Genomic DNA, 20,275 nt, shown 5'->3' with positions numbered 1-20,275 from the left:
ATCAGTGATGCGTCGGCGCGAGCGGCGAGCGCGGCTGCGGGGGTTGCGATGCCTCGAGCGGCTGCGGCTCGAGGCGGGCGACGTTCAGGCTGTCGTCGCTGAAATAGCGCTGCGCCACGCTGCGGACCTCTTCGGCGGTGACGCTGCGCAGGCCTTCGAGCAGCAGCTCTTCGTCGCGCCACGACAGGCCGGCCGATTCCAGGTAGCCGATTTCCATCGCCTGTCCCATCAGCGAATCGCGCTTGTAAACACGGCTGGCCACGGCCTGCGTCTTGACGCGGGCAAGCTCGGCTTCGCTGATGCCTTCGTCGCGGATGCGCTGCAGTTCGGCGCGCAGCGCGGCCTGGAGTTCGTCGACCGAGTGGCCGGGGGCCGGCACGCCGTCGAGGTAGAACAGCGCGGGGCCGCGGCCGCTGCCGTCGTAGCCGGAGCCGGCGGACAGGGCCAGGCCGCTGTCACGCACCAGGCGGCGGGTCAGGCGGGCGCCGTCGTAGCCGTCGAGCACGGCCGACAGCACCTGCAGCGCATAGGCGTCGCGGTCCTTGGCCGGGTCGTGCAGCGCGGGCACGTGCCAGGCCATGCTCAGGTAGGGCAGTTCGGCCGGTGCTTTCACCTCCGCCTGGCGCGGCCCCCGCTGAGCCGGTTCGGTGGAGATGCGGCGCTCGGGCAGCGGGCGCGCGGCGATCGGGCCGTAATGGCGTTCGGCGTCGCGGAACACGCGGCGGTGATCGACGTCGCCAACCACCACCAGGTAGGCATTGGCGGGCGTATACCAGCGGCGATACCACTCGCGGGCATCCTCGGGCTTCATCGCTTCCAGGTCGGGCATCCAGCCGATCACCGGGCGGCGGTAGGGGTGGGCCTTGAAGGCAGTGGCCATCAACTGTTCATAGACCAGCGCCCGCGGCTGATCGTCGGTGCGCAGGCGGCGTTCTTCCTTGACGACTTCGAGTTCGCGGCGGAAGGCCTCGTCGTCCAGCACCAGGTGCTGCATGCGGTCGGCTTCGAGCGCCATCATCTCGCTCAGGCGGTCCGGCGGAACCTGCTGGAAGTAGGCGGTGTAGTCCTTGCCGGTGAAGGCGTTGTCGCGCCCGCCGACGGCGGCCACGCGCTTGTTGAACTCGCCCGGGCCGACGTTCTTCGTGCCCTTGAACATCATGTGCTCGAGCACGTGGGCGACGCCGGATACGCCTTCGGCTTCGTCCATCGAACCGCTGCGGTACCACACCATATGGACTGCCGATGGCGCACGGCGGTCTTCCTTGACGATGACCTTCATGCCGTTGGTGAGCGTGGTCTCGAAGGGATTGGCATGGGCACCCGCGGGTGCGAGCAGCGGGGCGGCGGCAATGCCGCCGATGGCGAGGGCGCGGGCAAACGTGTGGAGAAACATGGGGATGTCCTGCATCTGTTAGAATTCGCGGCGCTCCGCCGGGGCTGGCGCACGGAGTGCGCCGGCTGGACGGAGTGCCGCATCTTAACGTGATCGGTTGCAGGTGCCCACGGCTGGCGTGGGGCGCCGCCGACGCGAAACGTTCCCTCTGACCCGAGCGTGCAATGTTTGGTTTCCTGAAGAAGAAGTTCGGCAAGGCCGGGCAAGCCGAAGCCGGCCAGCAGCCGGCCGAGGACCGTGCCGGGCAGGTGGCTGCCGAGCTTGCCCCCGATGTCACCCCGGAAGCGGCGCAAGGCGCTGCTTCACAGAATCCATCCGCTGAAGCAGTCGATGCGCCTGTCGAGCCGCAGGCGGACGAAGCTGTCGCGCTGCCCGCCGAATCCCTCCCCGTCGCCGAAGTGCTACCCGAAGTCGCGGCCGAGCCCGTCGTCGTGCAGCCGGTCGCAGAAGCAGAGCCTGCAGCCGTCGAGGCGCCTGCGGCCCCCGTCGAGCCCGAGCCGGTGGAAGTGCCGGCTGTTGCCGAAACCGCCGAACCTGCATCGTCCATCGAGGAGCCTGTCGTTCCGGCAGCCGCCGAAGTGCCGGCCAGGCGTTCCTGGACCGACCGCCTCAAGGCCGGCCTGGCCCGCACCCGGCAGCAGCTGGGCGGCGGCCTGGCGAGCCTGTTCGGCCGCCGCAAGATCGACGAGGAGCTGCTGGAAGAACTCGAATCGACGCTGCTGATGGCCGATTGCGGCGTCGAGGCCACCCAGCACCTGATCGACGACCTGCGCCTGCGCTGGAAGCGCGACCGCCTGGAAACCGCAGACCAGTTGCAGAAGGCGCTGGCCGACGGCCTGCATGCCATCGTCTCATCGCTCGAGCAGCCGCTCGACGCCGGTACCCACAAGCCCTTCGTGATCATGATCGCGGGCGTCAACGGCGCCGGCAAGACCACCTCGATCGGCAAGCTGGCCAAGCATTTCCAGGCCCAGGGCAAGAGCGTGCTGCTGGCCGCCGGCGACACTTTCCGTGCCGCGGCGCGCGAGCAGCTGATGACCTGGGGCGAGCGCAACAAGGTCACCGTGGTGGCGCAGGACGGCGGCGATGCCGCGGCGGTGATCTTCGACGCGATCAATGCCGCGCGCGCGCGGAACATCGACATCGTGCTGGCCGACACTGCCGGCCGGCTGCCGACCCAGCTCCACCTGATGGAAGAGATCGCCAAGGTCAGGCGTGTCATCGCCAAGGCCGACCCGAGCGGCCCGCACGAGGTGCTGCTGGTGCTCGACGCCAACATCGGCCAGAACGCGCTGGCCCAGGTCAAGGCCTTCGACAAGGCGATCGGCGTCACCGGCCTGGTCGTGACCAAGCTCGACGGCACCGCCAAGGGCGGCGTGCTGGCGGCGATCGCCCGCCAGTGCCCGAAGCCCCTGCGCTTCATCGGTGTCGGCGAAGGCATCGACGACCTGCAGCCGTTCAAGGCGCGGGAGTTCGTCGATGCGCTGTTCGAGCCCGCCGCGGGTGCGGCCAGGAACGGAGAAGGCGAACGTCCATGATCGTCTTCGAGGACGTGGCCAAACGCTATGCGGGCGGCTACACGGCGCTGGCGGGCGTCAACTTTGCGATTCGCCATGGCGAGCTGGTCGTGCTGTCGGGCCATTCCGGCGCCGGCAAGAGCACGCTGCTGAAGCTGATCCCGGTCATCGAGCGGCCGAGCGCCGGCCGCGTGCTGATCAACGGCCAGGACGTGTCGCATCTGCCGAAGGCGGCGATTCCCTACCTGCGCCGCAACCTCGGCCTGGTGCTGCAGGAAAGCCGGCTGCTGTTCGACCGCAACGTATTCGACAACGTGATGCTGCCGCTGGTGATCACCGGCCATCCGCCGCGCGACGCCGCCAAGCGGGTGGCCGCGGCGCTCGACCGCGTCGGCCTGAAGGGGCGCGGCAAGGAAGTGCCGGCAGGGCTGTCGGGCGGCGAGCAGCAGCGCGTGGCGATCGCGCGCGCGATTGTCAACAGGCCTTCGATCCTGATCGCCGACGAACCCACCGCCCACCTCGACCCGGCCTATGCGGCGGACATCGCCGAGCTGTTCCTGTCCTTCAACGAGGCGGGCGTCACGGTGCTGGTCAGCACCCATGATGCCGCCCTGTTCGCTGCCAGCCAGCCGCGCCGGCTGGTGCTGGAGAAGGGCATGCTGAGCGAGGACAACCGCCCAATCGGCAGCACTGCGGATGAGGTGTTCGCATGAGCCACTGGCTGTATCTGCATGTGCGCGCGATCGCCGATGCGCTGCGCCGCCTGTTCGGCCAGCCGGTCGGCACCCTGCTGTCGGCGCTGGTGGTCGGGATCGCGCTGTCGCTGCCGGGCGGCGGCTATCTGCTGCTGGACAACGTCGCCTCGCTGGCGCGGGGTGTGTCGGGAACGCCGGAAATCAGCGTCTTCCTCGACACCCAGGCGCAGAAGGCCGACGCCGAGGCGATCGAGAGCAGGCTCAAGGCCATGCCCATGCTGGCCAGCTATCGCTTCGTCGCGCGTGACGAAGCGCTCGGCCAGCTCGCCGCCAGTGGCCTGGGCGACGTGCTGGCCGGGCTGGGCGACAATCCGCTGCCCGATGCCTTCGTGCTGACGCCGCAGGGCGAGGACCCCGCGCTGTTCGAGCAGATGGCGGCAGACATCGGCGCCTGGCCGAAGGTGGCGCATGTGCAGCTCGACTCCGCCTGGGTGTCGCGCCTGCATGCCTTGCTGGAGCTGGGGCGGTCCGCGGTGCTGATGCTGGCCGGGCTGCTCGGCTTTGCGCTCGTCATCGTCACCTTCAACACCATCCGCCTGCAGATCCTGACCCAGCGCCAGGAGATCGGAGTGAGCCGCCTGCTCGGCGCCACCGACCCCTTCATCCGCCGGCCCTTCTACTGGTTCGGCGGCCTGCAGGGCGCGCTCGGCGGCCTGGTCGCGCTCGGCACGGTATGGCTTGGCGTTCAGGCGCTGGGGCAGCCGGTCGCGCGGCTGGCGCAGACCTATGGCGCGGTGTTCCAGCTTGCTGGCCCGGATTGGCGCGCGTCGCTGGCGATCGTCGCCTTTGCAGCCTTCCTCGGCTGGCTGGGCGCGGTCATTTCAGTGCGGCGTCATCTCGCCAGCACTTGATTTTCCGGATATCGTCCCCAGCTATCGACGGTAGCCGGCCTGGCGGCGGCCTTATTGCCGCAGGCTGGCTGGCGATTGGATATGGCCATTCCTGAATGGCTTGCCGATAGCGAGATTGAATCGACAGTATCTCGATTATCAATTAGAGCAATTCATCGAACCGGTCTAAACTTCTTTCCATCGATTCAACACCCCGTTTCATCAACCCCCGCTGGAGGATGTCAGATGTCGCTGATCAACACCGAAGTCAAGCCTTTCAAAGCCCAAGCCTACAAGAACGGCAAGTTCATCGAAGTCACCGACGCCGACCTGAAGGGCAAGTGGTCCGTGCTGATCTTCATGCCGGCCGCCTTCACCTTCAACTGCCCGACCGAAATCGAAGACGCCGCCGAACACTACGGCGAGTTCCAGAAGGCTGGCGCCGAAGTCTACATCGTCACCACCGACACCCATTTCTCGCACAAGGTGTGGCACGAAACCTCGCAAGCCGTCGGCAAGGCCCAGTTCGCCCTGGTCGGTGACCCGACCCACCAGCTGACCAACGCCTTCGACGTGCATATCCCGGAAGAAGGCCTGGCCCTGCGCGGTACCTTCATCGTCAACCCGGAAGGCATCATCAAGACGATGGAAGTGCACGACAACGCCATCGCCCGTGACGTGACCGAAACCGTGCGCAAGCTCAAGGCTGCCCAGTACGTCGCCGCCCACCCGAACGAAGTGTGCCCGGCGAAGTGGAAGGAAGGCGAAAAGACGCTGGCTCCGTCGATCGACCTGGTCGGCAAGATCTGAGTCCGTCGCCGCACCGTCCGGGCCCATCCGGCCCGGGCTGCCCGCTCCACAGCCGGCCAAGTGCCGGCTGTGTCGTATCAGGATCGCCGTAAACAGCGGTGACCATACTTTTGAAGGAAGAAGCCATCATGCTGGACGCCAACATCAAGACTCAACTGAAAGCCTATCTGGAACGGGTGACGCAGCCGATCGAGATCGTGGCGTCGCTGGATGATGGTGCGAAGTCGGCCGAAATGCAGGAACTGCTCAAGGATGTGGCCGAGCAGTCCAACCTGATCACCCTGATCGAACGCCGCGACGGCGACGAGCGCAAGCCGTCCTTCTCGGTCGGCCCCAAGGGCGGCGAGGCGCGCGTGCGTTTCGCCGGCCTGCCGATGGGCCATGAATTCACCTCGCTGATCCTCGCCCTGCTGCAGGCCGGCGGCTACCCGCCCAAGGTCGAAGCCGAGGTGATCGAGCAGATCAAGGCGCTCGAAGGCGACTTCGAGTTCGTCACCTACATCTCGCTGTCCTGCCACAACTGCCCCGACGTGGTGCAGGCGCTGAACCTGATGGCGGTGCTCAACCCCAACATCCGCCACACCATGGTCGATGGCGGCATGTTCCAGCAGGAAGTCGAAGCGCTTCAGATCATGGCGGTGCCGACGGTCTACCTGAACGGCCAGGAGTTCGGCGCCGGCCGCATGGAGCTGGGCGAGATCCTTGCCAAGGTCAACACCGGCGCCGCGGCGCGCGACGCCAAGAAGCTGTCGGCCAAGGAAGCCTTCGACGTGCTGGTCGTCGGCGGCGGCCCGGCCGGCGCCGCGGCGGCGATCTACGCCGCACGCAAGGGCATCCGCACCGGCATCGTCGCCGAGCGCTTCGGCGGCCAGGTGATGGATACGCTGGCGATCGAGAACTTCATCTCGGTGAAGGAAACCGAAGGGCCGAAGCTGGCGATGGCGCTCGAAGAGCACGTCAAGCAGTACGAAGTCAACATCATGAACCTGCAGCGCGCGGCCAGGCTGGTGCCGGGCAGCGCGGACGGCGCCACGCTGGCCGAAGTGCAGCTGGAGAACGGCGCCTCGCTGAAGGCGAAGACCGTGATCCTCGCCACCGGCGCACGCTGGCGCGAGATGAACGTGCCCGGCGAACAGGAATTCCGCGGCAAGGGCGTGGCCTACTGCCCGCACTGCGACGGCCCGCTGTTCAAGGGCAAGCGCGTGGCGGTGATCGGCGGCGGCAACTCGGGTGTCGAGGCGGCGATCGATCTTGCCGGCATCGTCGGCCACGTCACGCTGCTGGAGTTCGCCGACGAGCTGCGTGCCGACGCGGTGCTGCAGAGGAAGCTCTACAGCCTGGCCAACGTCACCGTGATCAAGAGCGCGCTGACCACCGAAGTCACCGGCAGCGAGAAGGTGAACGGCTTGGTGTATACCAACCGCAAGACTGGCGAGCCGCACCGCATCGAACTGGAAGGCATCTTCGTCCAGATCGGCCTGCTGCCGAACACCGACTTCCTGAAGGGCACGATCGAGCTGAGCCGCTTCGGCGAGATCGTCGTCGATCCAAAGTGCCAGACTTCGGTGCCGGGCGTGTTCGCCGCCGGCGACTGCACCACGGTGCCGTACAAGCAGATCGTCATCGCCATGGGCGAAGGCTCCAAGGCGGCGCTGTCGGCCTTCGACCACCTGATCCGGACCAGCGCGCCGGCCTGATCCGCCGCTGCACTGTCGTAGAATGCCCCGCCTGCTGCGGGGCATTTTTGCTTTTCCGCCCCTGCCTTTCCCTGACGGAGAATTCCCTTGTTTTTCAACTGGTTCGAGCGCCGCGTCGATCCTTACCCCGACACGCCGCCGCGGCCCGCGCCGAAGCGCTTCTTCGCCTTCCTGTGGGCGGCGACCGAAGGCATGCGGCCTTTCATCCTCGGCATGATGCTGCTGACCGCGGCCATCGGAGCCTTCGAGGCGCTGCTGTTCGCGATGCTGGGCAAGGTGGTGGAACTGGCTGGCGGCGGTGGAGCCGGCGCGGCTGTGGGCCGACGAGGGCGGCAAGCTGTTGTGGCTGGCGGCGATCGTGCTCGGCAGCATCGCGCTGGTGGCGCTGCAGACCATGCTCAAGCACCAGGCGCTGGCGGGCAATTTCCCGATGCGGCTGCGCTGGAAGTTCCACAGCCTGATGCTCGGCCAGAGCATGAGCTTCTATCAGGACGAGTTCGCCGGCCGGGTATCGGCCAAGGTCATGCAGACCGCGCTGGCGGTGCGCGACACCTGTCTGATCATGACCGACATCCTGGTCTTCGTCGTCATCTACTTCGTTACCCTCACCGCGGTGGTGGCGAGCTTCGACCTGTGGATGCTGCTGCCCTTCCTCGGCTGGCTGGCGCTGTACGCGGTGTCGCTGCGCTGGTTCGTGCCGCGGCTGTCGAAGGTGGCGCGGGCCCAGGCCGATGCCCGCTCGCTGATGACCGGCCGCATCACTGACGCCTACACCAACATCGCCACGGTGAAGCTGTTCTCCCACGCCGGCCGCGAGGCGGGCTACGCGCGCAGCGCGATGCAGGAGTTCATGCACACCGTGCATGCGCAGATGCGCTTGGTCAGCGCGATCGAGATCGTCAACCACAGCCTGTCGATGCTGCTGATCCTGAGTACCGGCGGCCTCGCGCTGTGGCTGTGGAGCGAGGGCCAGGTCGGCGTCGGCGTCGGCGCGGTGGCGGCGGCGACGGCGATGGCCTTGCGCCTGAACGGCATGTCGCACTGGGTGATGTGGGAGATGGCCTCGCTGTTCGAGAACGTCGGCACCGTGCAGGACGGCATCAACACCCTGTCGCGCCCGCATGCGGTGGTCGATCGGCCGGATGCGAAGCCGCTGGTGGTGGACCGGGGCGAAATCCGCTTCGAACACCTGGGTTTCTCCTACGGTGCGACCGGGCCGGAAGCGCAACGCATCATCGACGACCTGTCGCTGACCATCCGGCCGGGCGAGAAGATCGGCCTGGTCGGACGTTCGGGGGCGGGCAAATCGACGCTGGTCAATCTGCTGCTGCGCTTCTACGACATCGACCAGGGCCGCATCCTGATCGACGGCCAGGACGTCGCCACGGTGACGCAGGACAGCTTGCGCGCGCAGATCGGCATGGTGACGCAGGACACCTCGCTGCTGCACCGCTCGGTGCGCGACAACATCCTGTACGGCCGTCCGGATGCGGGCGAGGCCGGGATGATCTCGGCCGCGAAGCGTGCCGAGGCGCACGATTTCGTCCTCGGCCTCACCGACCCGAAAGGCCGCATCGGCTACGACGCCCACGTCGGCGAACGCGGCGTGAAGCTCTCCGGCGGCCAGCGTCAGCGCATCGCCATCGCCCGCGTGATGCTCAAGGATGCGCCGATCCTGCTGCTCGACGAGGCCACCAGCGCGCTCGACTCGGAAGTCGAGGCGGCGATCCAGGCCAGCCTGTACCGCCTGATGGAAGGCAAGACGGTGGTGGCGATCGCGCACCGGCTGTCGACCATCGCGGCGATGGACCGGCTGGTGGTGATGGACAAGGGGCGCATCGTCGAGGAGGGCGACCACCACAGCCTGCTCGCGCGCGGCGGTCTGTACGCGCGGCTGTGGGCGCGGCAGAGCGGCGGCTTCATCGGCGAGGCGACCGAGGATGAGGAGGGCCAGGCAGTTGATTCAGCGCAAGCTTGATGGCCTTGCTGTCGGCTGTGTCACTGCCTTGCAGAATGGCAGTACTGCCTGACTCACGCTTCCAGCCGCGTGGCTAGAGGCACCACTTCTTCCTTGTTTGCCAGAATGATCTGTTGAATCTTCGGATCACGCCGTTCGTCCCCCGAGCCGATCCGCATCAGGCGCAGATAGTATGGAATCAGCGCCGCCCGTACCGGGATGTCAACGTACCCATTCATCATGCCGAAGTCATCGGCAATCACTTGTTGCTGGCTGGCGGCCAGGCCAGGATGGGGGGCGATGCGCACCGTAACGATGGACTGCCATGCCTCGTCCTCCTCTGCCATGCGAGCCGCGGGGCCAAGCTTGGTGGGTACCGAACGTATCCGGGCGAGGACATAGTCCAGGAACGACTGCGTATTCTCGTTCCAGGCCCGCACGTGCCAGCGAAAGCCGTTGTACACCAGTGCGTGAGGGGCCAAGTGCAGACAGTCCGGGTCGGCGTGATCCAGCGCTTGGTAGCTTAGCTCGATCTTGTCTTTGGCATGGATGGCCCGGCAGATTGCCGACAGGATGCAGGCATCGACACGCAGCGGAGCCGGTTCCAGCACATCCACGGGCGGTATCCCGCCGCTCAATACCACCACGGGCCCGTCTGCCGGCATGCCTGCGCGCAGCAGCGAAAAGATCTCGTCCGAGGTGCCCTTGATCAGCAGGGGTTTGAAATCGTCGGTGATGACGTAGTTCTTGACAAAACGGTCATAGACGAGATTGCCAGGGCGGAGCTTCTGGTAGAGCGCGAGATCCTTGGATGCTTGCGCCCGGCTGATGCCGAAGCGGTGGGTCAAGGCATTGCTGTTCATTCTGCCAAGCAGAACCAGGCTCGTCTCCAACAGGGTCAATCGCTGACGTACCTCCCAGCGTAACTCGTTCGGACAATCAGGGACTTGGAGGTGTGCTTCGACCATGTCCACGATTTTGCCGGGACGTGGTTTTGCAGTCTTGAGTCAAATAAATTGACATGTCTAGTTTGTTTACATATTTTGCATGGGGATTTTTCACTTGAGGTAAATTCAATTGTTCAAGAATGTTTCCATTGGCCTCAAGCTTTGCGTTGTACTGGTCGTGTCCATCAGCGTGCTGCTGCTGGCCGGCACGGCAGGTTTGTCGAACTATCTGAGCACCCGGCTGGAGGAGCACTCGATGCGCACGCTGGAGGCTACCAATGCCACCATCGTGACGATGATCGACACCTTCAACCGAAACCTCGCCCAACATACCGAACGCATGGGCAGGATGCTCGCAGCGGCCTACCCGGACGGCTTTGAACTGCGCGAAGGCACGCTCCACCACGGCGGGCGGCCGCTCACCGAGCACGACACGCAGATTCTGGACGCCTTCACAGCGACTTCGGGCGCGTTCGGAACCGTGATGGTGCGTGCCGACAACGATTTCCGGCGCTTGAATACCTCGATGACGGACGGTCAGGGCCGGCGCCTGAACCAGGGTGGCTCTTTCCTCGGTGCTTCGCATGCCGCGACTGCGCGCTTGCTGAATGGTGAGAGCTTTTCCAGCAAGGTGAGTGTCTTTGGCCGCGAGATGATGACCTACTCGCAGCCGATCAAGAATGCTGCCGGTACGGTCGTCGGCGCCTTCTTCGTCAGCATCGATTTCACAAGTGGCCTGCAGGAACTGAGGCGTTCGATCGTCGGTATCCGGATCGGCGATACCGGTTACCCTTATGTGATCAGCGCCGCCGCAGACAATCGGGGCACGGCTGTAGTGCATCCTGCCGTCGAAGGCCAGTCGCTGCTGTCTGCGGTCGATACCCATGGCCGGCCGTTCACCACCGAAATACTTGACCGCAAGAATGGCTCCCTTTCTTATTGGTGGAAGAACCCCGGTGAAGACAAGGCCCGCGAAAAGGTGGTGGTGTTCAACTACTACGAACCATGGGATTGGGTGGTCGTTTCCGGCAGCTATCTGGCTGAGGTCAACAGTGAAGGCCAGCAGGTGAGGCTGGGAATGATCCTGCTGTTCCTCATCCTGGTGCCGATCGTGATACTGATCGTCGTTATCGCCATTCGGCGCTGGGTGAGCAAGCCGTTGGGCGAAGCCGTGGCGCTCGCCACCCGCGTCGCCGATGCCGACCTGAGTGTCAAGGTCAGCGCCGCCAGCTCGCGCGATGAGGTCGGACAGTTGATGGAGGCCTTGGGGCGCATGGTCGGTGGGTTGGGCAAGACCATTGCCGAAGTGCGCGACGTGGCTTCGCTGGTGAGCAATGATGCCAACGTGCTCAGGCGCCAGGCCGATGAGGTCGCGGTCAATTCCGACAAGCAGAGCGATGCCACGGCAGGCATGGCGGCGGCGGTCGAGCAGATGAGCACCAGCATCGACCTGATCGCGGGCAATACGGACGAAGCGCGCGAGACGAGTTCGGAGGCGGCGCAGATATCGGCCGACAGCTCGCGCATCATCCGGCTCGCCACCGAGGCGATGCAGGACATTGCCGGCACCGTTGGCGAGGCCTCGGAGAAGTTGACCCGCCTGGGGCAGTCGTCTCAGGAGATCTCCAGCATCGTCAACACGATTCACGAGATCGCCGAGCAAACCAATCTGCTGGCGCTGAATGCCGCCATCGAAGCTGCGCGGGCGGGAGAGCAGGGACGCGGCTTCGCCGTGGTCGCCGACGAGGTACGCAAGCTGGCCGAACGCACCTCCAGTTCGACCAAGGAGATTTCGCGCATGGTCGAGCACATCCAGCACGACACCGAGGACGCGGTGGCGAGCATGAACAAGGGCGTCGAGCAGGTCGACAGCGGCGTCAAGCTGGCGAACGAGGCGGACGAAGCCATCCGCCGCATCTACGATGGCGCGATGAAGACCTCGGAAGCGGTTGCCAGCATCAGCAATGCGGCCAAGGAGCAGAGTGTCGCCGCGGCAAGCGTCGCCCAGGGGGTCGAGCAGATCGCCCTGATGGCTGAGAGCAACAATGCCGATGCCCGCCAGTCGGCCGAGGCCAGCAAGGCGCTGGAGGAGGTCGCCAGCCGGCTCAAGCAGAGCGTGGAGCACTTCCGCGTCTGACGCCATCTCATCCTGGGAGCTTCCGCTGCTCACTCCGCGCACATGGCCATGAAGGGATTTCCCCCTCCCGACTCTGGCAAGTTCGGCCCGGTTTCGAATTGCCAAGATTGAATCGTTGGCGTTCAATCCGGATGGAGGCAGTCATGTACCGCTTGCTGGCCATCACGAGACCGAAGATCAAGAGCGTGTCCCTGCTTACGCAGTGCAAGGCGGATTGGCGTGGCGGTCAGGTATGTAACTGCTGTGCAGGGGGAATCTTCCATGCAGGGAAAAGGTGATGGCCGAATCGTTCCATTCCGGCGTTGCTGAAGTGGCTTCCCGGCATTGCTGCCGGCTAGTGCTGGCCCAGTTGCTGCTGGCGCTGCTGTTCGGCGGACTGCTGTGGAGCGAGTTGCTGCGTGTGGACGAAGCCTCCATGGCGGTGGCGCGTGAGCGCGGGGATGCTTTGTTCCAGCTGGTCGAAACCACCCGGGACTGGAATGCCCGCCATGGCGGCGTGTATGTGCTGGAGACGGACGAGATGCAGCCGAATCCCTATCTCGTCCACCCTCGGCGGGACATCGTCACGCGGGATGGGCAGCACATGACGATGGTCAACCCGGCCTTCATGACGCGCCAGATCGCCGAGCTTGCGCAGCAGTCTGGCGGCGTCCGCCTGCACCTTACCAGCCTGCGGCCGATGCGTCCGGCGAATGTGCCGGATGCCTGGGAGGCCGAGGCGCTGGCCGCATTCGAGCAAGGGGAGCAGGAACGCTTGGCGCTGTTCGAGCGCGGCAGCGAGCCGGTTCATCGCTACATGGCGCCGCTGCGCATGGTCGAGTCCTGCATGCAATGCCATGCGGCCGATGGTTATCGCCTTGGCGACGTCCGCGGCGGCATTTCGGTGACGATGCCTGCGGAACCCTTGCTGGCCCTGCGCGATGCAGAGCGCCGTCGGGTGGCGGGGATGTTCCTGGTGGCCTTCGTGTTGGTGGCGGGTTCGGTGCACTACGTGCTCCTTGCCGCGCGCCGCCATGTGCGCGCCATCGCTCGCGTCAACGCGGCGCAGGAGCAACTGATTGCGCAGCGCACTGGTGAACTGGAGGCCAGCAACGTCGGGCTGGCACGCGAGATCGAAGAGCGCCGGCGCGACCAGCGCAGCCTCGCTGCCAGCGAGGCACGCTACCGGGCGATCTTCGACAGCACGGCCGAAGGCATCATGCTGATCGACGACGACATGCGGATCACGCAGGTCAATCCGGCTTTCACCGCGATCACCGGCTATGGCGAGGACGAGGTTCGCGGCCGCGGGCTGGACCTGCTGGGGGCGGGGCGTCACGGGCGGGATTTTTTCGACGGCATCCGCAGTGCGCTGGCCGCTGCCGGCAACTGGCAGGGCGAGGTCTGGAACCGGCGCAAGAGCGGTGACGCCTATGTGCAGTGGATGTCGATCACGCGCGCGAGCCTGCCTGGCGAGGCGGGGGCTTTCGTGGCGACGCTGACCGACATCACGCTGCGCAAGGAGGCCGAAGAGCGCGTGCAGTACCGCGCCGACCACGATGCCCTGACCGGCCTGCCGAACCGGGCGCTGTTCCAGGATCGGCTCGATGCCGCGCTGGCATCGATGCATCGCAATGGCGGACTGTTCGCGGTGCTGTTCATCGACCTCGACCGCTTCAAGGCGGTCAATGACGGCCTGGGCCATCCGGCGGGCGACGCCTTGCTGATCGAGGCCGGCCGGCGGATCACCGGCTGTGTGCGCGAGTCCGATACCGTGGCCCGTTTCGGCGGCGACGAGTTCGCTGCCATCCTGCTGGAAGTGGGCGGGGCAGAGGATGCCCGGGAGGCCGCGCAGCGCATCTGTGCCGCGCTGGCGGAGTCCTTCGTGCTGGAGCAGGGCGAGGCTCGCGTGTCCGGTTCAGTCGGAATCGCGCTGGCGCCGCTGCACGGCAATGACCGCCCCAGCCTCGAAAGCTGCGCCGACCAGGCGCTCTACGCGGTCAAGCGCAAGGGCGGCGGCGGCTGGTGCGTGTATCCGCCCGACGGCTGGCCAGCCGGCGAGACGGCCTGATACCGGGTGATGTCGGCTCTGGACGTTTTGCGGCCGCTTACCTCGTTCCCACTGCGAATGCAGCTTGGTACGAGCTTCAAGCCCCGAGGAGCATGTCCGCCAGCGTTGCTGGGCTGGCGGCCGCCCGCCAGTGCTCAGCCATGTCGCCGGCCTGCAGGCTGCCGTAGCCCCAGGTCGCGGCGATGAAGGGCAGGCGGTTGGCGTCGGCCGATTCGCCGTCTTCGGCGCGGTCGCCGACATAGACTGCTTCCCCGTGCGGAATGCCGAGGTCGGCGAGCAGGCGCGCGATCATGGCCGCCTTGTCGGGCAGGCGAGGCTCGAACATGTCCAGCGCGTAGACGGCGTCGAAATGATGCGCCCAGCCGAGGTGCTGCAGGATCAATCTAGTGGGATGCAGGCGCTTGTTGGTGGCGATCGCGAGCCGGCCGCCGCCTGCCGCCAGCCGGGCCAGCATGCCGCCGACGCCGGCATAGGCTGCCGTCTGAAGGTAGCCGGTGGTGTCGTAGCTGGCCTTGAAGCCGTCGGCCAGGGGGCTGATCAGCGCCGGATCGGTGCTGTCTGCCAGCATCTGCAGGGTCTCGGTCAGCGGCGGGCCGACGATGGAAGCGTCGATCGTCCGTGCAGGTGTGCGGCCGGCAGCAGCGAAGGCATCCCGGTAGCTGGCGAGGATGGCGGGGGCGGAGTCGATCAGGGTACCGTCCAGATCGAACAGGATGTGCCGGTAGGCGGGCATGGTGGCGTCCACAGCGGTAGGACGCACATTCTACGGTCTTGCCGGCGGTGGCGTGGCGGCGGTCCGGTTGAAAGAAATCCTGACAAACAGCCGCTTCGGCCGGGCCCGTCCTGCGGTATGGTCTGCATCCTTTCGGTTCCTGCCCGGATTCTTGCTGCCGATGCCTCTGCTCAAGCACCGACTGTTGCGGCTCGTCGCCCTGGCGCGGCGTTATCCGGGTGTGATCGCGGCCTTCGGTTTCGTTTCCGGCGTGGCTTCCTTCTTTCTGATCGATCGCCATGAAGGCTTTGCGCGCGTCATTGCGGCGGCGATGCTGATCGGCTGGGTCTGGCTGGTGCTGGAGCGGATGCTGAGCGAGCTGCTGCTCGAGCGTTTCGGCCTGCATCTGCCTGCGCCGGTGCTGCGCTACGTGACGCAGCTGATCCACCAGGAGAGCCTGTTCTTCGCCTTGCCCTTCTTCCTTGCGAGCACGTCGTGGAACAGTGGGCAGGCGGTGTTCACCGGCAGCCTGATCGTGGCGGCACTGGTCGCCCTGATCGATCCGATCTATTACCGCCGGCTCGCGCCCCGGCGCTGGCTGTTCCTGACCTATCACACGCTGGCCCTGTTTGCGGTGCTGCTGGTGGCGATGCCGCTGATCCTGCAGCTGCCGACCGCGCGCAGCTACGAGCTTGCGCTGGGCATCGCGGTGCTGCTTGCCTTTCCCAGCCTGCTCGGCTCGATCACGGTGCCGCGCTGGTGGCGCGGGGTGCTGGTGGTGGGGCTGATGGGGGTGCTCGCCGCAACCGGCTGGCTGGCGCGCTTGTGGGTGCCGCCAGCCACGCTGCGCCTGACCGACGTCGCGCTCGCCAGCAGCATCGACGATGCGCAGCGTGCGCCGGCCGACAGCCTGGCGGAGATCGATGCCCCCCAGCTGTTGGCACAGGGGCTGTATGCCTATACCTCGATTCGTGCGCCGCTGGGCCTGCAGGAGCGCATCCAGCATGTCTGGCTCCACGAAGGGCGCGAGATCGACCGGATCACGCTCGATATCCGTGGCGGGCGCGAGGAGGGCTATCGCGCCTGGACGCACAAGCTGATGTTTCCCGAGAATCCCGCCGGCCGCTGGCAGGTCAGGGTGCTGACTGGCGACGAGCAGATGATCGGCACGCTTCGCTTCCACGTGCGGGGCGTTGCGGCCGGCAATTGAGCGGCGCTGCCGCGGCGGAGGAAATGCCCAGCGTGGCGTGCTTCTCGCCCGGCCTCATTTGATCCTTCAAACCGCGGGAGCCTGCGTGTAGCCTCCATTCGCCTGCCTGTATCGGCGCTTGCCGGCACGGCATTTGTTCGTGGAGCCTTGATGGATACCTTGTTGTTGCACTTCGACGATGAAACCCTGGAGGCGGAACGCCTGGCACGGGCGGTGGGCGTCGAATGTGCGGTCATCGAGCGGCACAGCTTCCCCGATGACGAGCTTCACCTGCGCCTGCCCCAGTCCCTGCCGAGCAGGGTGGTCGTCTATCGCAGTCTGCACCGTCCCAACGAGAAGCTGCTGGAGCTGCTGCTGGTGGTGCGCGCCGCGGGCCGGCGGGGGGCCGAGCATGTCACGCTGGTGGCGCCGTATCTGGCCGGCCTGCGGCGGGACGATGAATCCGCGGCAGGCGAGGCTGGCTGCGAGGGCATCGTCGGCGGTTTTCTCGCAGGCTTGTTCGATGCGGTGCTGACTGCGGACCCGTATCCGAGCCGTGTCTCGTCGCTGGCAGAGGCCGTGCCGGTGCTGCATGCACATGCCGCCTTGCCGCGCGAAGCCGGCGTGGAGCAGGGCCGGAGTACCGGCTGCGACTCCCATCCCAACAAGGCGGCATGCCTTGCTCCCCGGTTGGCCGAAGCCCTGCGCGCAATTCACGCCGCTTGAGGTTTCCGCCCCGCCCCGGGCCCGCCTTTGGTCGCGCGGGCGATGACGTTCAGAAGGCTTGGTGCTAGCATCCTGTCTTTCTGCATGGGCAGGAGTCCTTGTCGCGCCGGCAAAGAGCCTCCCGTCCTGCGCGGCTTCGATGATCCACAGCGGGGAGAGGTGTGAAGCAAACGGTAAGGACCGTGGTATTTGCCGATCTGACGGGGAGTACCGGTCTTTTTGAATCGGCGGGCAACATGATTGCCACGCGGCTCGTCACGCGTTGCACGCAGACCATCGGCCGCCACCTCACCCTTGCGGGCGGACAGCTCGTGAAATACCTGGGAGATGGCGTGCTGGTGCTGTTCGACAACACGCTCGCTGCCGTCGAAGCCGCCTCGCGAATGCAGGAGGTGCTGCGCGAGCAGGTTCCCGGGCTGCCGCAAGGCGGCATGCTCGGCGTCAAGACCGGCATCGAGCGGGGCCCCATCGTCGAACATGACGGCGACTGTTATGGCGATGCGGTGAATGTCGCCGCCCGGCTCAGCGACCGTGCCCAGCCGGGCGAGACGCTGATCGGCGAAGCCGCGTTCGACGGCCTGCCCGAGGCCCAGCGGCTGGCATGCCAGAGCCTCGACCGCATCACGATCAAGGGCAAGGCCGAGCCGATGCGGGTGTGGCGCGTCGATTGGGCGCGAACTGCCGAATCGACCGTGGCCGCAAGCTTCGACTTCAACCAGCTGCTCGAAGACCGCCAGCCGGTCCAGCGCATCGACATCCACAGGCTGGAGCATCAGGCAGTGCTGTATTCGGGCGAGGGCCCGCTGATCGTCGGGCGCGGCGACGGCGCGGGTTTTGCCATCGATGATCCTCGCGTGTCGCGCCGGCATGCCCGCATCGAGTGGACGGGCGGGCAGTGCACCTTCACCGACTTCAGCAGCAATGGCAGCTGGGTGCGTTTTGCCGGCTCCTCCGCACCGGTGATGCTGCGCCGCGACAGTTGTGCGCTGTACGGCGCTGGCGAGATCGGCCTCGGCGCCCAGCCGGAAGATTTCAGCGCGCCCACGCTCACCTTCCAGGTCACCGGCGAGGACTGAGTCTGCGTCAAGCCGGCCGGCCGTCTGCCTGGGCTGGCGTTGCATGATTCGTGCACTTTTACTGCGACGTGTTCGGCGTCGGCAGTCAAACTGGGCGCGGACTCAACGGCTTGCGGAACATGAACCATAAATGGCTGGGTATCACGCCTTCCTCCTGGCGTGCATTGCGGATCGTCATGCCTTACATGGTGGCGGCAGGTCTCTGGATCGGGTTGTCCGACAGCCTTGCACGATGGTTTGCGGCCGATGCCGACGTCTATGCCAGGCTGCAGACCTGGAAAGGTTCGATCTTCGTCATCGCCACCGGAATCCTGCTCCATGTCCTGATGCGCGCGCAGTTCAGGCGCATCGAAGGCTCACGGGCCAAGGCGAGGAATCTCGCGGCGTACCTGCGGCGGATGCTGGAGTCGCTCGACGACCTGATCTTCGTCTTCGACGACAGGATGCATTTCGCCGACGCCTATTACCCCGACCGTTCCGCCTTGCTGATCCCGCCCGAGCACTTCATGGGCAAGCGGGCCGACGAAGTGGGAATGCCGGCCGAAATCTGCCAGGCGCTGCAGCAGGTATATGACGAGCGCTCGACGCAGTCGGTCGAATATGCGCTCGATCTGCCGCATGGCCGCTGCTGGTACAGCGCCAAGGTCTCGCCGATGATCGACGAGGATGGGACCTTCGTCGGCGCGATCGCGGTGGTGCGCGAGATCACGGCGCTCAAGAGCAGCGAGCAGCGTTTCCGGCGCCTGTTCGAGGATCTCGACAACATTGCCGTGCAGGGTTTCGGTGCCGATCGCCGGGTGGTGTTCTGGAATGCCGCGAGCGAAGCGCTGTACGGCTATTCGCGTGAAGAAGCCCTGGGCCAGCGCCTGGAAGAACTGATGATCCCCCCGGCCTACCGCGACGAAGCGGTTCGCCGCTACCACGCCTGGATGGAGCGCGACGAGCCGATTCCGCCCGGAGAAATGGAACTGCTCAATCGCGACGGTGAACTGGTCCCGGTGTTCTCATGCCACACCATGCTGCGCAACGAGCGGGGCGAGGCGGAGATGTACTGCGTCGATGTCGACCTGCGCGAGCTGCGCGAGACGCAGGCGCAACTGCGGCTTGCGGCGACCCACGATCCGCTCACCGGCCTGCCGAACCGCGTGCTGGCGCGGGACAGGTTCGATCTGGCGCTGGCGCTGGCAGTGCGCGACCGGACGCTGCTGGCATTGCTGTTCGTCGATCTCGACCATTTCAAGATCATCAACGACACCCTCGGCCATGGCGTGGGTGACCGCTTCCTGCAGGAGATCGGCCGGCGGCTCACGTCCTGCCTGCGCGAGAGCGACACGGTCAGCCGCCAGGGCGGCGACGAGTTCCTGGTCATGATGTCCGGCCTGCACGATCGGGCCGCGGTTGCCGCGATCGCCCAGAAGATCATCGAAGCGGTGCAGGAGCCGTGCAGCATCGACGGCCGCTCGCTGAGCTGCTCGTGCTCGATCGGCATCGCCACCCACCCGGACGACGGTATGGATTTCGACAGCCTGCTGCTGCGTGCGGACACCGCGATGTACCAGGCCAAGGCGAGCGGACGCGACGCCTTCCGCTTCTTCACCACCCAGATGAACGTCGATGCGCATGAGCGCCTGACGATGCTGAACCACCTGCGCAATGCCATCCAGCATGGCGAGCTGGAATTGCACTACCAGCCCCAGATCGATCTCGCCACCGGCAGGGTGGCCGGTGCCGAGGCACTGCTCCGCTGGCACTGTGCCGAGCTCGGCAGCGTGCCGCCGGTCCGTTTCATCCCGCTGGCGGAAGAGTCGGGCCTGATCATCCAGATCGGTGAATGGGTGCTGCGCGAAGCCTGTCGCCAGGCTCGGGAATGGCGCGACCGGGGCTTGGGCCTGGAGGTGATGGCGGTCAATGTCTCTGCGCTGCAGTTCCATCGCGGCGATCCGGTGGAAATGGTCGGCCGCATCCTGCGCGAAACCGGCCTGCCGGCCGAATGCCTGGAGCTGGAGCTGACCGAATCCCTGCTGGTGCAGGATGGCTCCGGTGCGACGCTGGATACCTTGCGCCGGCTCAAGGCGCTCGGCCTGCGGATCGCGATCGACGATTTCGGCACCGGTTACTCCAGCCTTGCCTACCTGCGCCGCTTCCCGATCGACAAGCTGAAGATCGACCGCGCCTTCGTGCGCGATCTGGCCAGCGACCCCGAGGATGCGGCGATCGTCAATCTGATCGTCGACCTCGGCCGGATCTTGAAGCTGAAGACCGTCGCCGAAGGCGTCGAGGACCACGGGCAACTGGCTTTCCTCAGCGAACGCGGCTGCAATGAGGCACAGGGGTATCTGTTCGCACGGCCGATGCCGTCCTCGGAATTCGCTGTCTATCTGGATACGGTGCCGCTGCTGCCGGGGCAGCCTGACCGGGCTTCCCCGCCGTAGGGGCGCCTCCATCGCTGCCTTTTCCGTGTCGTGATGCACATCGGCGG

Annotated in this window: 14 protein-coding genes and 1 pseudogene; 12 read left to right on the top strand and 3 right to left on the bottom strand. The window is 66.0% G+C overall.

What is annotated here, in order from left to right; genetic code table 11:
* Position 1: 1 nt before the first annotated feature.
* Positions 2-1,393 (bottom strand): M16 family metallopeptidase, encoded by a 1,392-nt coding sequence (locus QM748_RS12840; protein ID WP_415247325.1) that lies wholly within the window; start codon positions 1,391-1,393, stop codon positions 2-4.
* 164 nt (positions 1,394-1,557) lie between these two features.
* Between QM748_RS12840 and ftsY the strand changes: the two genes are divergently transcribed.
* The 6 genes and pseudogenes from ftsY (at position 1,558) to QM748_RS12810 (ending at position 8,980) form a co-directional block, all read left to right on the top strand.
* Positions 1,558-2,931 (top strand): signal recognition particle-docking protein FtsY, encoded by a 1,374-nt coding sequence (gene ftsY / locus QM748_RS12835; protein ID WP_415247324.1) that lies wholly within the window; start codon positions 1,558-1,560, stop codon positions 2,929-2,931.
* Positions 2,928-3,623, top strand: coding sequence for a cell division ATP-binding protein FtsE (locus QM748_RS12830; protein ID WP_415247323.1), 696 nt, complete (start codon positions 2,928-2,930; stop codon positions 3,621-3,623). Before ftsY ends, QM748_RS12830 begins: the two co-directional genes overlap by 4 nt.
* Entirely contained in the window at positions 3,620-4,516 is an 897-nt protein-coding gene (gene ftsX, locus QM748_RS12825) for a permease-like cell division protein FtsX (RefSeq protein ID WP_415247322.1), read from the top strand. The genes QM748_RS12830 and ftsX overlap by 4 nt, the downstream gene beginning before the upstream one ends.
* A 225-nt stretch (positions 4,517-4,741) precedes the next feature.
* Entirely contained in the window at positions 4,742-5,305 is a 564-nt protein-coding gene (gene ahpC, locus QM748_RS12820) for an alkyl hydroperoxide reductase subunit C (RefSeq protein WP_415247321.1), read from the top strand.
* A 128-nt stretch (positions 5,306-5,433) separates the two neighbouring features.
* On the top strand, positions 5,434-7,002 hold the full coding sequence (gene ahpF / locus QM748_RS12815) for an alkyl hydroperoxide reductase subunit F (RefSeq protein ID WP_415248067.1): 1,569 nt from the start codon (positions 5,434-5,436) through the stop codon (positions 7,000-7,002).
* Between the two features lie 87 nt (positions 7,003-7,089).
* Positions 7,090-8,980 (top strand): annotated as a pseudogene (locus QM748_RS12810) (ABC transporter ATP-binding protein).
* Between the two features lie 53 nt (positions 8,981-9,033).
* Here the strand turns inward: QM748_RS12810 and QM748_RS12805 are convergent.
* Positions 9,034-9,822, bottom strand: coding sequence for a WYL domain-containing protein (locus tag QM748_RS12805; protein ID WP_415247320.1), 789 nt, complete (start codon positions 9,820-9,822; stop codon positions 9,034-9,036).
* A 214-nt stretch (positions 9,823-10,036) separates the two neighbouring features.
* Here QM748_RS12805 and QM748_RS12800 point away from each other — a divergent pair, with 214 nt between their 5' ends.
* Both QM748_RS12800 and QM748_RS12795 read left to right on the top strand, forming a co-directional pair.
* Positions 10,037-12,043, top strand: a complete 2,007-nt coding sequence (locus tag QM748_RS12800) for a methyl-accepting chemotaxis protein (RefSeq protein WP_415247319.1) — start codon at positions 10,037-10,039, stop codon at positions 12,041-12,043.
* 277 nt (positions 12,044-12,320) lie between these two features.
* On the top strand, positions 12,321-14,093 hold the full coding sequence (locus QM748_RS12795; protein WP_415247318.1) for a diguanylate cyclase domain-containing protein: 1,773 nt from the start codon (positions 12,321-12,323) through the stop codon (positions 14,091-14,093).
* A gap of 76 nt (positions 14,094-14,169) precedes the next feature.
* Here QM748_RS12795 and QM748_RS12790 read toward each other — a convergent pair whose 3' ends face one another.
* Positions 14,170-14,826, bottom strand: coding sequence for an HAD family hydrolase (locus QM748_RS12790; RefSeq protein WP_415247317.1), 657 nt, complete (start codon positions 14,824-14,826; stop codon positions 14,170-14,172).
* A gap of 160 nt (positions 14,827-14,986) precedes the next feature.
* Between QM748_RS12790 and QM748_RS12785 the strand changes: the two genes are divergently transcribed.
* The 4 genes from QM748_RS12785 (at position 14,987) to QM748_RS12770 (ending at position 20,228) form a co-directional block, all read left to right on the top strand.
* Positions 14,987-16,015: a DUF5924 family protein gene (locus QM748_RS12785; RefSeq protein ID WP_415247316.1), complete on the top strand. Its 1,029-nt coding sequence runs from the start codon at positions 14,987-14,989 to the stop codon at positions 16,013-16,015.
* Between the two features lie 150 nt (positions 16,016-16,165).
* The gene (locus QM748_RS12780; RefSeq protein ID WP_415247315.1) at positions 16,166-16,720 is read left to right on the top strand and encodes a ribose-phosphate pyrophosphokinase-like domain-containing protein; all 555 of its coding nucleotides are present in this window, start codon (positions 16,166-16,168) and stop codon (positions 16,718-16,720) included.
* 161 nt (positions 16,721-16,881) lie between these two features.
* Positions 16,882-17,796 carry an FHA domain-containing protein gene (locus tag QM748_RS12775; RefSeq protein ID WP_415247314.1) on the top strand — a complete coding sequence of 305 codons (915 nt, stop codon included), beginning with the start codon at positions 16,882-16,884 and terminating at the stop codon, positions 17,794-17,796.
* Positions 17,797-17,915: 119 nt separating this feature from the next.
* Positions 17,916-20,228 carry a putative bifunctional diguanylate cyclase/phosphodiesterase gene (locus QM748_RS12770; protein WP_415247313.1) on the top strand — a complete coding sequence of 771 codons (2,313 nt, stop codon included), beginning with the start codon at positions 17,916-17,918 and terminating at the stop codon, positions 20,226-20,228.
* The last annotated feature ends 47 nt before the right edge of the window (positions 20,229-20,275 follow it).

Origin of the sequence: Thauera sp., from assembly GCF_047601425.1 — a bacterium.
GTDB lineage: Bacteria > Pseudomonadota > Gammaproteobacteria > Burkholderiales > Rhodocyclaceae > Thauera.
Note: the sequence above shows the minus strand (reverse complement) of the source record. Positions and strands in the feature narration are given on the sequence as shown.

Coding starts and splice junctions, on each gene's coding strand:
- QM748_RS12840 (WP_415247325.1), bottom strand. CDS start 1,393: ATGTTTCTCCACACGTTTGCCCGCGCCCTCGCCATCGGCGGCATTGCC.
- ftsY (WP_415247324.1), top strand. CDS start 1,558: ATGTTTGGTTTCCTGAAGAAGAAGTTCGGCAAGGCCGGGCAAGCCGAA.
- QM748_RS12830 (WP_415247323.1), top strand. CDS start 2,928: ATGATCGTCTTCGAGGACGTGGCCAAACGCTATGCGGGCGGCTACACG.
- ftsX (WP_415247322.1), top strand. CDS start 3,620: ATGAGCCACTGGCTGTATCTGCATGTGCGCGCGATCGCCGATGCGCTG.
- ahpC (WP_415247321.1), top strand. CDS start 4,742: ATGTCGCTGATCAACACCGAAGTCAAGCCTTTCAAAGCCCAAGCCTAC.
- ahpF (WP_415248067.1), top strand. CDS start 5,434: ATGCTGGACGCCAACATCAAGACTCAACTGAAAGCCTATCTGGAACGG.
- QM748_RS12805 (WP_415247320.1), bottom strand. CDS start 9,822: ATGAACAGCAATGCCTTGACCCACCGCTTCGGCATCAGCCGGGCGCAA.
- QM748_RS12795 (WP_415247318.1), top strand. CDS start 12,321: ATGGCCGAATCGTTCCATTCCGGCGTTGCTGAAGTGGCTTCCCGGCAT.
- QM748_RS12790 (WP_415247317.1), bottom strand. CDS start 14,826: ATGCCCGCCTACCGGCACATCCTGTTCGATCTGGACGGTACCCTGATC.
- QM748_RS12785 (WP_415247316.1), top strand. CDS start 14,987: ATGCCTCTGCTCAAGCACCGACTGTTGCGGCTCGTCGCCCTGGCGCGG.
- QM748_RS12780 (WP_415247315.1), top strand. CDS start 16,166: ATGGATACCTTGTTGTTGCACTTCGACGATGAAACCCTGGAGGCGGAA.
- QM748_RS12770 (WP_415247313.1), top strand. CDS start 17,916: ATGAACCATAAATGGCTGGGTATCACGCCTTCCTCCTGGCGTGCATTG.